Origin of the sequence: Nocardioides ferulae (genome assembly GCF_003660455.1) — a bacterium.
In the GTDB taxonomy this organism is placed as follows: Bacteria; Actinomycetota; Actinomycetes; order Propionibacteriales; family Nocardioidaceae; genus Nocardioides; species Nocardioides ferulae.
Window position 1 is genome coordinate 65,890 of the sequence record NZ_QZVR01000001.1, and the last position, 13,279, is coordinate 79,168.

The window sequence follows — 13,279 nt, forward strand, 5'->3', positions numbered from 1 at the left end:
CGGTGCCTCCGGCGCTATCCATCCCTCGCCCGTAGAGAGTTGCTGATCCATGTCCCTAGCTCGAAAGCGCCTCGCGCCGATCGCCGTGATCGGAGTCGTAGCCGGTGGCCTGATGGCCACCACCACGCCGGCCCAGGCCGCTGATCCCGTCGAGGTCAACATCCTCGGCATCAACGACTTCCACGGGCGGATCCAGGCCAACGGCAACGAAGCCGGCGCCGCGGTCCTGGCCGGCGCGGTCGACCAGATCCGCGGCGAGCACCCCAACACGATCTTCGCGGCCGCCGGTGACCTCATCGGCGCCTCGACCTTCGAGTCCTTCATCGCTCAGGACAAGCCCACCATCGACGCGCTCAACGCCGCCGGACTCGAGGTCTCCGCCGCCGGCAACCACGAGTTCGACCAGGGCTACCGCGACCTCGTCGACCGGGTGCTGGCCCCCTACGACGCTGAGACCAACCCCTACGGCGGCGCGGAGTGGGAGTACCTCGCGGCCAACGTCAAGATGAAGGACTCCGGCAACCCGGCCCTCGACCCGACGTACGTCAAGACCATCGACGGTGTCGAGGTCGGCTTCGTCGGCGCCGTGACCGAGGACCTGCCGCAACTGGTCTCGGGCACCGGCATCGAGGAGATCGAGGTGACCGACATCGTCACTGCGGTCAACACCGAGGCCGACAAGCTCAAGGCCGACGGCGTCGACCTGGTCGTGATGCTGGTGCACGAGGGGGCACCGAACACCACCTGCGAGACCATGGACGACGACCCGGAGTCCAGCTTCGGCAGCATCGTGACCGGCGTCAACGCCAACGTCGACGCGATCGTCTCCGGCCACACCCACCTCGCCTACGACTGCAAGTTCCCGGTCGCCGGCTGGACGGGCCGCGCGGTCACCGAGCGCCCGGTGGTCTCCGCCGGCCAGTACGGCATGAACCTGAACCAGCTGACGTTCACCGTCGACCCCGACACCGGGGTCACCGGCGTGGAGACGGCGCTGCTCGACCTCACCCCGACCCCGGCCTACCCGGCCGACGCCGAGGTGGGCGAGATCGTCAGCGCCGCCGTGGCCGAGGCCGAGGTCCTGGGCGCCGAGCCGCTCGGTGAGATCGCCGGCGGCTTCTTCCGCGCCAAGCGCGCCGACGGCTCGACCGAGAACCGGGGCGGCGAGTCGACGCTGGGCAACCTGGTCGCCGAGGCACAGCGCTGGGCCACCGGGGCCGACATCGCGTTCATGAACCCCGGCGGCATGCGTGCCGACATGGTGGGCGTCCAGGACACCGACCCCGCGACGCCGCTGGCCTTCCCGACCACGCTGACCTACAAGCAGGCCGCCAGCGTCCAGCCGTTCGCCAACACCCTGGTCGAGATGACGCTGACCGGTGCCCAGATCGAGTCTGTGCTCGAGGAGCAGTGGCAGCCCGAGGCGTCGTCGCGGCCCTTCCTGCGGCTCGGTGCCTCGAAGGGCTTCGAGTACACCTATGACGCCACCGCCAAGGAGGTCACCGGCATCTGGCTCGACGGCAAGCCGGTCGAGGAGTCCGAGTCCTACACCGTCGCGGTGAACTCGTTCCTGGCCACCGGTACCGGGGACAACTTCACCACGTTCGGGGCTGGAACCGCTAGGCGTGACAGCGGGCAGATCGACCTGAACGCCATGGTCGACTACATGGCCAAGTTCGCCGGCGAGGACCCGCTCACCGTCGACTACAGCCAGCGCGCCGTCGGCGCCACCTTCCCGGCCGAGGCTCCCGAGGCCTACGGCCCCGGTGACTCGGTCTCCTTCGAGCTGTCCTCGCTCGCGATGTCGGCTCCTGCGGATATCAAGGACGACGAGGTCGAGGTGCGCTTCAAGGGCCAGTCGCTCGGCTCGTTCCCGGTCGACAACACCATCGTGCCCGGTGCGGGATTCCAGGAGTTCGACGAGCACGGAACGGCCAGCGTCTCCGTCACGCTGCCGGACTACGCCGGGGACCCCGACGCGCTGGTCGTGGTGGGCGACGACACTGGCACGAAGGTCAAGGTCGGCATCGACACGATCGCCATCCCCAAGGCTGAGGCCACCGTCACCGTGAAGCGCTCCCCGAAGCGCGTCGTGGCGGGCCAGACCAAGGTGATGCTGAAGGTGACCGTGAAGTCCGCGACCGAAGCCGGCGGCAAGGTCAAGGTCCGCGCCGGCGGCCGTGCGTACACCGCCAAGGTCGTCGACGGCCAGGCGACCGTGACGCTCAAGCCGTTCGCGAAGGCCGGCAAGAAGACCGTCACGGTTCGCTACCTCGGTGACGCGCTCACCGCGCGCGACGTGAAGAAGCTGACGGTCAAGGTCGTCAAGAAGTAGCAGCACCCACTGGCGGGTTCGCCGGCTTCGGCCGGCGGACCCGCCATCCGGTTCCTCGGGTGTCGCCGGACCCTCGACGTCGATTCGTCTCCCGGACATCCCCAGGCCGCACCCCCGCTCCATTCTCGGAGGGTCGCTGAGCGACCCACCCCCCCAACTCGGAGAGGCTCCCCATGCCCCTGCCCCCTCTCAGCGCCCGCCGGGCGCTCGCCGGCGCCGCCGGTCTCGCACTCGCCGCCACCGGTCTCTCGCTGGCCCCGATCACCGCCCAGGCCAACCCCGCCGGCACCGGCCTCGTCATCAGCGAGGTCTACGGCGCCGGCGGGAACAACGGCGCCGTGTACAACGCCGACTTCGTCGAGCTCTACAACCCGTCGGACCAGCAGCTGAGCCTGGACGGGCTGTCCCTCCAGTACCGCTCCGCGGGTGGCAACCACGGGGCCAGCCCCTTCGCGCTCAGCGGCACGGTCGCCCCCGGCTCGCACTACCTGGTGCAGATGAGTGCCACCGGGGCCAACGGAGTCGCACTGCCCGACCCCGACGCGACCGCCTCGCCGACGTTCAGCATGGCGGCAGCGGGCGGCCAGGTGTTCCTCGTCGAGGGGACGGCACGCACCGCGCTGACCGGTGACGTCGCCGGGGCCGAGGGTGTGGTCGACATGGTCGGGTTCACCTCGTCTTCGACCACTTTCGAGGGCGCTCCCGCGAGTGCCGCCACCGCCGCACAGTCGGCCAACCGCTCGGCCGGCGCGGACACCGACACCAACTCCGCGGACTTCTCGCTCGCGGCGCCCAACCCGACCCCGGCCGGCGAGGGTGAGGACCCGGAGGACCCGGAGGAGCCCGAGGAGCCGGCCAGCCTGCCGATCGCGGAGATCCAGGGCACCGGGGCAGCCAGCCCGGTGCTGGGCGACGAGGTCGTCACCGAGGGAGTGGTGACCGCGGCCTACCCCTCCGGTGGGCTGTTCGGGTTCTACCTGCAGACCCCCGGCACCGGTGGCCCGCTCGACCTGGGCACGCACCAGGCCTCCGAGGCCGTCTTCGTCTACCACAGCCGCAGCGCCGGCGCCGTCAGTGCCGAGCCGGGCGACCATGTCCGGGTGACCGGCGTCGTCGGCGAGTACGCCGGGCTGACCCAGCTGACCGTCGACGCGGCGTCCGACGTGGTGGCTCTCGACACACCGGCCGAGCCGGTGCAGCCGGCGGTCACCGAGTGGCCGGCCAGCGACACTGGGAAGGAGAGCCTCGAGGGGATGCTGTTCGCCCCCCAGGGCCGCTTCACCGTGAGCAACACCTACAGCACCAACCAGTACGGCGAGGTAGGGCTGGCCGTGGGTGACCGTCCGCTGATCCAGCCGACCGAGGTCGCCGACGCTCAGGACGCCGATGCGATCGCCGCGGTCGTGGCCGACAACGCCGCGCGGGCGATCGTGCTCGACGACGCTTCCTCGACGAACTTCCTCGCCTCGTCCTACACCTCGTGCGGCGCCCGCCCGGTGCCGTGCCTGTTCAACGCAGACCTGACGCCGGCGTACGTGTCCCAGGACGAGCCGGTCCGGGTCGGTGCCGCCGCGGCGTTCACCGCCCCGGTGATCCTCAGCGAGGGCGGCTCGCCGACCTCGCCGACGTACCGGTTCCAGCCGACCGCCACCGTGGTCGGCCCGGAGAACGCGACCTCGCCGGTCGAGTTCGAGAACACCCGCACCGCCGCACCGGACCGGGCCCACCTCACCGCGGAGGGCACCCCGGACGTGACGGTCGCGTCGTTCAACGTGCTCAACTACTTCACCACGGTCGCGGACGCCGACGACGACGGCGTCGCCGACGGCACCTGCGTGGCCTACTACGACGGCGACGACGACGGTGTGACCGTGCGTGACGACTGCGACCTGCGGGGAGCCTGGGACCCCCAGGACCTCGCCCGCCAGCAGGAGAAGATCGTCGCGGCGATCAACACCCTCGACGCCGACGTGGTCGGCCTGATGGAGATCGAGAACTCGGCCGCGCTGGGCGAGGAGGCCGACGAGGCCACCCGCACGCTCGTGGCGGCGCTCAACGCGGCCGCGGGCCACGAGAAGTGGGCCGCGAACCCGTCGTCGGACGAGCTGCCGGCGCCCGAGCTGACCGACGTCATCACGAACGCGATCATCTACCAGCCCGACTCGGTGCGCCGGGTCGGCGAGGCCCGGGCCCTGGGCACGCTCAGCGCCGAGGGTCAGGCGTTCGGCAACGCCCGCGAGCCGATCGCGCAGACGTTCCAGTCTGCCGACGGGAACAGCGAGCCGTTCCTGGTCGTCGTCAACCACTTCAAGTCCAAGGGCTCCGGTGTCGACGACGGCACCGGCCAGGGCAACGCCAACCCCGACCGGATCGCCCAGGCCGAGGCGCTGCGCGACTGGGTGCCGACCATCCAGGAGCAGGAGGGCGTCGAGGCCACGCTGCTCGTGGGCGACTTCAACGCCTACACGCTCGAGGACCCGCTCCAGGTGCTCTACGAGGCCGGCTACACCAACGTCGACCTGCACTCGGGCAACGGCGAGCACAGCTACTCGTTCTCTGGCCTGTCCGGCTCGCTGGACCACGTGCTGGCCAACGCGGCGGCGATGGAGCTCTACACCGGCGCCGACATCTGGAACATCAACGCGGGTGAGTCGCTGGCGCTGGAGTACAGCCGCTGGAACTACCACGGCACCGACTTCCATCGCGCCGACCCCTACCGCTCCTCCGACCACGACCCGGTGATCGTGGGACTGGACCTCGCCGACACGCGCCCGGCGTCCTCGATCGAGGTCACCGCGGTGCCCAAGCGGGTCTTCGCCCAGCTGATCCCGGTTCTCCTGCGGATCGAGGTGACCGCCGAGTCCGGCCGCGCGACGGGTTGGGTGGAGGTCACCACCGAGGACCGCACCTACCGCGTCCCGCTGGTGCGCGGACGGACGATCGCCCTGCTGCGTCCGTTCGCCACGCCCGGGACGAAGACCGTCACCGTCTCCTACGCAGGAGACGAGGACACCCAGGGCAGCGAGACCTCGGTGACCATCGAGGTGCTGAAGCGGCCCGGCCGCTGACCTGCCGTCTGAGACCGACCCGCCCGGACAGCCCGTCCGGGCGGGTCGGTCTCTTCCGTCCGCTGCGGGGTCGCGCCCTACCATCTGCCCCATGGCCGACCTGCTCACCCGAGTCCACCTGCTGCTGCGGGCAGGTGGCCACACCGTCGCGACCGCGGAGTCCCTCACCGGCGGGAGGCTCGCGGTCGCCCTGACCGATGTGCCCGGTGCGTCTGAGACGTTCCTGGGTGGCGTGGTCACCTACGCCACGGAGCTCAAGCACTCGATGCTCGACGTCGACCAGGCCATCATCGACGAGCACGGCGTGGTCTCGCCCGAGTGCGCCAAGGCGATGGCGTCCGGGGTCAAGGCGATGGCCGGCGCGTCGTACGGCCTGGCCACCACCGGCGTCGCGGGCCCGACCGAGCAGGAGGGCAAGGAGCCCGGCACCGTCTTCGTCGGCCTCGCGGGACCCGGGCTGCTCGAGGTCGTCTCCCTGGACCTCGAGGGGGAGCGTGGTGAGATCCAGGAGCGGAGCTGCCGCGCGGCGTTCGAGGCGTTGGAGGAGATCCTGCGCCGGGAAGAAACGCCTCTCGGGTAGCGTTGGGGCCTCACGGACCCCGACCGGGAGGAGACCCGCATGGTGCTGTTCCGTCGGCTGCTGGGCGACGTGCTCCGCGCGCACCGGATGCAGCGCGGCATGACGCTGCGCGAGGTCTCGGCCGAGGCGCGGGTCAGCCTCGGCTACATCTCCGAGATCGAGCGCGGGCAGAAGGAGGCATCCTCGGAGTTGCTCGCCTCGCTCTGCTCGGCGCTCGATCTGCCACTCTCCGAGGTGCTGCGCGAGGTCTCCGACGCGGTCGCCCTCGAGGAGGCCGCGCTGCTGACGCTCGCCGGTGCGGCGCCGCTCACGGTCGGCACCCACACCTCCGCGGGCGACGTCGTCGCCTCCGCGGCCTGACCTGCGATCCAGGCCGACTTCCGGCGTTCCGCCTCGGCCCTCACCGGCGGAGGCGTACCGTCGTTGACAAGGCGACGCGCAGCCTGGCGGGGGTCCCGAGTTCCTCCGCACGGTGTGTCGTCGAGCCCGTGCACTGACCAGCCGCTGGGTCAGTGCACGGGCTGACACACCGGCTGACACACCGGGCACCAGTACGCCGCCCGCTCGCGGCCGGCGGCGCCGCTCATCGTGACCGCGATCGGCGTGCCGCAGCGCCGGCACGGTGACCGGTCGCGCCGGTAGACCCACATGCGCTCCCGTTCGCGCAGGTCGCCGGTCGTCGACTGGATGGCGCGCTGCGCGTTCAGCTCCAGCATCTGCTTGGCCCGACGGATCATCCGGGTCAGGTCGGGCACGTTCGCGACCGCGGTGTCGGGGTGCACCCCGGCGACGAAGCAGAGCTCGGCGGCGTACATGTTGCCGATGCCGGCCAGCAACGTCTGGTCGAGCAGCGCCTCCTTGATCGCCCGGTCGGGCTGGGCGCGCAGTCGCCTCAGCGCCTCGGTCTCGTCCCAGCCGGGGCCGAGAAGATCGGGGCCCAGATGTCCGACCACCGTCTCCTCGTCGGCGGTGGGCAGCAGTTCCACGACCCCCAGTGAGAAGCCGACCGCGACCGCCCGCTCCGTCTCGAGGACCAGCCGGGCCTGGTGCGCCGGCCGGCTCCAGCGGCGGCCCCGGGGGAAGACCCGCCAGCTGCCCTCCATCTTCAGATGGGTGTGCACGGTCAGGAGCGTGCCGTCATCGGTGCGGAGTCTCGTCAACAGGTGCTTGCCGCGGCTCGCCGTGCCGAGCACCTCGGCGCCGGCCAGGTCGGTCGTGGCGAGTTGCGGCACTCGGAAGTCCGAGCGCAGGAGGGTGGCGCCGGCCAGCGACCTGTCGAGCAGCCGCGCCGCGCGGAAGACGGTGTCGCCCTCAGGCACTGCGCGTCCTCAGCCGCAGACCACGGGGGGTGGCCAGGAAGCCGGCCTCCTGCAGCGCGGTGCGCAACGGCGTCGACCCGGCACCGAGCAGCTGTTCACCGTCGGCTCGCTCGACGGTGAGCTGCCCCAGAGCTCCTCGGTGAGCGGCGTCGGCCAGCGCCGTCGTGGCCGCTCGGAGCTCGCCTGGCTCCTCGGACCAGGTGAGCAGGGTCCGCCCGCCGCGCTCGACGTAGAGGACCAGGGCGCCGTCCACCAGCACCACCAGGGCCCCTGCCTTGCGCCCGGGGCGGTGTCCGCTGCGCTCGGCGTCGTCCGCGCCTGACGACGGCCAGGGCAGGGCGGCACCGTAGGGGTTGGCGGGGTCGGTGGCCGCGAGCGCCACCGCCGCCGGCTCGTGGCCGGTGGCCGGCACCTCGGCGAAGGTGCGCAGTCGGTCGACCGATCCGGCGGTGCCGAACTGGGCGGCGCCCAGGCCCCCGACGAAGTAGCCGCGGCGGCAGCGCCCGGACTCCTCGAAGGCCGAGAGCACCTTGTAGACACCGGCGAAGCCCCCGGGAACGCGCTCGGCGACCACGGCCCCGCGGGTGACCACCCCGTGCCGGTCGAGCAGCCGCTCGGCCGCGGCGTGGGCCCGTCGGGTGGCGTCGGGGTCGACCTCGGGCAGCAGCGACCAGCGACCGGCGGTCTCGGGCGGCCCGGTGCGCGCCGGCAGACGGGCTCGGCCACCGGTGGTCGACGACATCCGGACTCGCGGCGGCGGTCGTCGGGGGCGGTGGGTGCCACCGGTGCGGCTCAGCGCCCGCAGCGGAGCGAGCGTGTCGTTGCTGATCCGACCCGACCACACCAGCTCCCACAGCACCGCCGACAGCTCGGCATCGGTGACGGCGCCGTCCTCGCCCACCGCCTCGGCGAGCTGCCGGAAGAACCAGGCGCCGCCGGGCGCGAGGGCGTCGAGGACCCGCTGGGCGAGCTCGGAGTGGGGCAGGGGCGAGGGCTCGGGGAGGGTGAGCTCGGCCGAGTCGGCGAGGTGGAGTGAGACCCACCCGTCGTTGCCGGGCAGCGGGCCGTGGCCGGCCCAGAGCACTTCACCCGCGGTGGTCAGCTCGTCGAGATAGGAGGGCAGGTAGTCACGGACCCGAGCGGCGAGCACCAGCGCCTCGAGGGCCGAGGCCGGGACCGGGCTGCCGGCGAGCTGGTCGAGCACGCTGAGCACGCCATCGACGCCGCGCAGTCCGCCGCGCGGCCGGCCCGGGCGGGCGTCTGTGCCGGTCGTCGCGCCCGGTGGGACGAAGACGTGTTGCCAGACCGGCAGAAACCGCCCCAGAGCCGAGGGGTCGACCGGCTCGACCTCCTTGCGCAGCTTGGCCAACGAGCGCCGGCGCAGCCGGCGCAGCACCTCGGCGTCGCACCACTCCGTGCCGCTGCCGGAGGGACGGAACTCGCCGTCGAGGACCCGGCCCTGGCCCGCCAGCCGCTGCAAGGTGTGGCGGACGACTGCTGCGCCCAGGCCCAGCCTGGAGGCGACCTGTTCGACGGTGAACGGGCCGTGGGTGCGTGCATAACGGGAGACCAGGTCGCCGAGGGGGTCCTCGACCGGCTCGGCGAACGCGTCGGGGGTGCCCGGGGGCACCGGCACGCCCAGTCCGTCGCGCAGCCGGCCGGCGTCCTCGACGACCGCCCAGCGCTCGTCGTCTGCCATCCGGATCTCGACGACTCGCCGGTCGCGGGCCAGCTCGGTCAGCCACGTCAGGGGCTCTGCCTCGGGCACGCAGCGCCGCTCGACCTCGACCGTGCTCAACGGTCCGAGCAGCCGCAGCAGGTCGATCACCCCCTCGGCGTCGCGGGCGCGCCGGTCGGTGGCCAACCGCTGCAGCTCGGCCTCGACCTCGGCCAGCACGTCGGGGTCCAGCAGCTCGCGCAGCTCGGCTCGGCCGAGCAGCTCGGCGAGCAGGCCTTGGTCGAGCGAGAGCGCCGCCGCTCGCCGCTCGGCGATGGGGGAGTCGCCTTCGTACATGAACTGGGCGACGTAGCCGAACAGCAGACTGCGCGCGAACGGCGAGGGTGCCGGCGTCGAGACGTCGACCACGGAGACCTCCCGCCGGTCGACCCGGCGCATCAGCGCCACCAGCGCCGGCAGGTCGTAGACGTCCTGGAGGCACTCGCGCACCGCCTCGAGGACGATCGGGAAGGACGGGTACTTCGACGCGACCTCGAGCAGGGCCGCCGCACGCTGGCGCTGCTGCCACAGCGGGGAGCGCCGGCCGGGGTCACGCCGGGGGAGCAGGAGCGCGCGGGCGGCGCACTCGCGGAACCGAGAGGCGAACAGCGCCGAACCGCCGACCTCCTGGGTGACCAGGTCGTCGACCTCGTCGGCCTCGAACACCACGAGGTCACCTGCCGGCGGCTCGGCCTCGGTGTCGGGGATGCGGATCACGATGCCGTCGTCGGAGGCCATCGCCTGGCCGTCGACGCCGTAGCGCTCCCGCAGCCGGGCGTTGATCGCCAGCGCCCACGGCGCGTGCACGGGGATGCCGTAGGGGGAGTGGAGCACCAATCGCCAGTCGCCGAGCTCGTCGCGGAACCGCTCGACGACCAGCGTGGTGTCGCTCGGGAGCACGCCGGTCGCCTCGGCCTGTTCGTCGAGGTAGGCCACCAGGTTGCCGGCCGCCCAGGCGTCCAGCCCGCGCTCACGGGCCTGGGCCTCGGCCCGCTCGCGCGGCAGCCCGCCCAACTCACGGGTGAAGGCTCCGATGGCCGCGCCCAGCTCTGCCGGGCGCCCGGGTGCGTCGCCCTTCCAGAACGGGAGCCGACCGGGGACGCCGGGGGCGGGGGTGACCAGCACCCGGTCGTGGGTGATGTCCTCGATCCGCCAGCTGGTCGCACCGAGCGCGAAGATGTCGCCGACCCGGGACTCGTAGACCATCTCCTCGTCGAGCTCCCCGACGCGGCGCCCGGGACCCTCGCCGCCGACCAGGAACACCCCGAACAGGCCGCGGTCGGGAATGGTGCCGCCGCTGGTGACCGCGAGTCGCTGGGCACCCGGCCGGGCGGTCACCGAGCCGGTGACGCGGTCCCACACGATGCGTGGGCGAAGCTCGGCGAACTCGTCGGAGGGGTAGCGTCCGCTGAGCAGGTCGAGCACGGCGTCGTAGGCCGAGCGCGGCAGCGCGGTGAACGGTGCGCTGCGGCGCACCAGGGCGTAGAGCTCGTCGACGGACCACGCCTCCATCGCGGTCGCCGCCACCACCTGTTGGGCGAGAACGTCGAGGGGGTTCGTCGGCACCCGCAGCGACTCGATCGCGCCGCTGCGCATCCGCTCCACCGCCACCGCGGTCTGGGCCAGGTCACCGCGGTGCTTGGGGAAGAGCACCCCGCGGGAGACCTCACCGACCTGATGGCCCGCGCGGCCCACCCGCTGCAGTGCGCTGGCGACCGAGGGCGGCGACTCGATCTGGACGACCAGGTCGACCGCGCCCATGTCGATGCCGAGCTCGAGGCTGCTGGTGGCGACCACGGCCGGCAGGCGGCCGCGCTTGAGGTCGTCCTCGATGAGCGCGCGCTGCTCCTTCGACACCGAGCCGTGGTGGGCCTTCGCGATGACCGGCGAGACGCCTTGGGTCTGCCCGGACTGCGCCATCACCTGGGCCGGCACCCGGCCGGCGGCAACGTCGAGCGCGTCGGCTGCCTCGCCGCCGAGGCCCGACCGGTCGGCGGCGATCTCGTTCAGGCGGGCGGTGAGCCGCTCGGCCAGGCGCCGGGAGTTGGCGAAGACGATGGTCGAGCGGTGCTCGCCGATCAGGTCGGCCACCCGCTCCTCGACGTGCGGCCACAACGACGACGCGCGCTGCGGGTCACCGGCGTCGTCCTCGCCGCCGGAGCCATCGTCGTAGCCACCGGGCGCGGTCATGTCCTCGACCGGGACGACGACCCGCAGGTCCCACTCCTTGGCCGCGGGTGGGGCGACGATCTCGACCGGCGCGGCCCCGCCCAGGAAGCGGGCGACCTCGTCGAGGGGGCGCACGGTCGCGGAGAGTCCGATGCGCTGGGCCGGTCGGTCGAGCAGCGCGTCGAGTCGTTCGAGGCTGAGCGCCAGGTGGGCGCCGCGCTTGGTGCCCGCGACAGCGTGGACCTCGTCGAGGATGACGGTCTCGACCCCGTGCAGCGCCTCGCGCGCCTGCGAGGTGAGCATCAAGAACAACGACTCGGGCGTGGTGATCATGATGTCGGGCGGGTTGGTCACCAGGCGCCGACGCTCGGCGGCCGGGGTGTCACCCGAACGCAGACCGACGCTGACCTGGGCCACGTCGATGCCGAGTCGCTCTCCGGTGTGTCGGATGCCGGTCAGTGGCGCCCGGAGGTTGCGCTCGACGTCGACCGCGAGCGCCTTGAGGGGAGAGACGTAGAGCACCCGGCACCGGTGGGTGCGTTCGGCCGGGCGCGGGACGGACATCAGCCGGTCCAGTGACCACAGGAACGCCGAGAGGGTCTTGCCCGACCCGGTCGGCGCGACCACGAGCGCGTGCCGGCCGGCACCGATGGCACGCCAGGCCCCCACCTGGGCCGGCGTGGGCGCCGCGAAGGCGGCCGCGAACCAGGTGCGGGTCGGCTCACTGAACGCTGTCAGCGGGTCCTCGCCGGGCGCGGAGGTGGTCGAGGGTGGCACGCCACCATCCTTGCCGATGCCACCGACACCGGCACCGGCACGAGTGCCCGCTACTGTCGGAAGCGTGACACTGGCCGAGGAGTCGAGCGAGAGGCAGCGGTTGGCGGCCCTCGACGAGCTCGAGCTGCTCGAGGCCGCGAGCGGCACGTCCGACGAGCGGTTCGACCGGGTGGTGCGCCTGGCGCAGAAGATCTTCGGAGTCCCGATGGTCGCCGTGAACCTGATCGGCGCGGACAGCCAGGTGACCAAGGCGGGCGTCGGGATCGAGGGGAGCATCCCGCGGGCGGAGGCGTTCTGCGACCACACCATCCGCGGCTCGGGCCCCGTCGTTGTCAGCGATGCCCGGCTCGACCCCCGGTTCGCCGACAACCCCCGCGTCGCGGGCGACGAGGGCATCCGGTTCTACGCCGGGCAGCCGCTCGCCGCGCCCGGTGGCGAGCGGATCGGAGCGCTGTGCCTGGTCTCCCACGAGCCGCGCGAGATCAGCGATGCCGAGCTGTCGATGCTGCGTGACCTGGCCGACTGGGTCGAGAAGGAACTCAGCCACGACGACGACCTGGCGCAGGCATCCGCCGCCCAACGCTCGCTGCTCCCGAGCCGTCCTCCGGACAGCGACGCCTACGACGTCGCCGGCCGCTGCTTGCCGGCACGCCACGTCGGCGGCGACTTCTACGACTGGTTCCTGCTCGGCGACGGTGCGGTCCAGGTCGTGGTCGCCGACGTCATGGGCAAGGGCGTGGGTGCCGCGATCATCGCGGCCACGGTCCGGGCGGTGCTTCGGGGGGCATCGCTCTACAACGAGCTGCCGGAGGCCGTGAACCGTTCGGGCAGGTCGTTGGCTCCCGACCTCGAGCAGACCTCGACCTTCGTCACGGCCTTCACCGCGCGGTTCGACCCCGTCTCCGGCACGGTCCGCTATGTCGACGCCGGCCACGGCCTGGCCGCCGTCCTCGGCCCGGGACGGACGTTCCGGACCCTGGTCAGCGACGACCTTCCCCTCGGTGTGCTGGGGGAGGGCGAGTGGCATGCCGAGGAGGTCGTGCTGGCCCCCGGCGAGGCGTTGGTGGTCGTCAGCGACGGGTTCCTCGACGCGTTCGAGGATCCCCGCGAGGGGTGGCACGTCCTGGCGGGGCTGTACTCCCGCTCCGGCAGCGCCGCGGAGCTCGTCGACGAGGTGGTGACGCTCACCGGCTCCCGCGTCGAGGACGACCTGACCGTCGTCGTGGTGCGCCGCCGTGACTGAGTGGAGGCCGGTCCACCACTGCCTGCCAGACCCTGAGATCGCGTGTCGGTGGCCGGTCGTAGGCTCCGGGG

General features: G+C 72.5%; 7 protein-coding genes. 5 read left to right on the forward strand and 2 right to left on the reverse strand.

The genetic code is table 11. The annotated features are described in order from the left end of the window. Positions 1–49: 49 nt before the first annotated feature. From D6B71_RS00305 to D6B71_RS00320, 4 genes are all read left to right on the forward strand, one after another. Complete coding sequence (locus D6B71_RS00305) at positions 50–2,335, forward strand: bifunctional metallophosphatase/5'-nucleotidase (protein ID WP_121250898.1); 2,286 nt, start codon at positions 50–52, stop codon at positions 2,333–2,335. Positions 2,336–2,508: 173 nt separating this feature from the next. Further along, a complete protein-coding gene (locus D6B71_RS00310) occupies positions 2,509–5,403 on the forward strand; it encodes an ExeM/NucH family extracellular endonuclease (protein ID WP_121250900.1) in 2,895 nt (964 codons plus the stop codon). A gap of 91 nt (positions 5,404–5,494) precedes the next feature. Further along, positions 5,495–5,983: a CinA family protein gene (locus D6B71_RS00315; RefSeq protein ID WP_121250902.1), complete on the forward strand. Its 489-nt coding sequence runs from the start codon at positions 5,495–5,497 to the stop codon at positions 5,981–5,983. A gap of 39 nt (positions 5,984–6,022) precedes the next feature. Next, on the forward strand, positions 6,023–6,343 hold the full coding sequence (locus tag D6B71_RS00320) for a helix-turn-helix domain-containing protein (protein ID WP_121250904.1): 321 nt from the start codon (positions 6,023–6,025) through the stop codon (positions 6,341–6,343). Positions 6,344–6,492: 149 nt separating this feature from the next. Here the strand turns inward: D6B71_RS00320 and D6B71_RS00325 are convergent, their stop codons facing one another. Both D6B71_RS00325 and D6B71_RS00330 read right to left on the reverse strand, forming a co-directional pair. Continuing rightward, complete coding sequence (locus D6B71_RS00325) at positions 6,493–7,302, reverse strand: DNA-formamidopyrimidine glycosylase family protein (protein WP_121250906.1); 810 nt, start codon at positions 7,300–7,302, stop codon at positions 6,493–6,495. Then, positions 7,295–11,965: an ATP-dependent helicase gene (locus D6B71_RS00330; RefSeq protein WP_121250908.1), complete on the reverse strand. Its 4,671-nt coding sequence runs from the start codon at positions 11,963–11,965 to the stop codon at positions 7,295–7,297. Before D6B71_RS00330 ends, D6B71_RS00325 begins: the two co-directional genes overlap by 8 nt. Before the next feature lie 64 nt (positions 11,966–12,029). On the opposite strand from D6B71_RS00330, the gene D6B71_RS00335 reads away from it, so the two are divergent. Then, entirely contained in the window at positions 12,030–13,208 is a 1,179-nt protein-coding gene (locus D6B71_RS00335) for a SpoIIE family protein phosphatase (protein WP_206051487.1), read from the forward strand. The last annotated feature ends 71 nt before the right edge of the window (positions 13,209–13,279 follow it).

What these genes read in the sequence shown, in the direction of transcription:
- D6B71_RS00305 (WP_121250898.1), top strand. Translation starts at nt 50, where the DNA reads ATGTCCCTAGCTCGAAAGCGCCTCGCGCCGATCGCCGTGATCGGAGTC.
- D6B71_RS00315 (WP_121250902.1), top strand. Translation starts at nt 5,495, where the DNA reads ATGGCCGACCTGCTCACCCGAGTCCACCTGCTGCTGCGGGCAGGTGGC.
- D6B71_RS00310 (WP_121250900.1), top strand. Translation starts at nt 2,509, where the DNA reads ATGCCCCTGCCCCCTCTCAGCGCCCGCCGGGCGCTCGCCGGCGCCGCC.
- D6B71_RS00320 (WP_121250904.1), top strand. Translation starts at nt 6,023, where the DNA reads ATGGTGCTGTTCCGTCGGCTGCTGGGCGACGTGCTCCGCGCGCACCGG.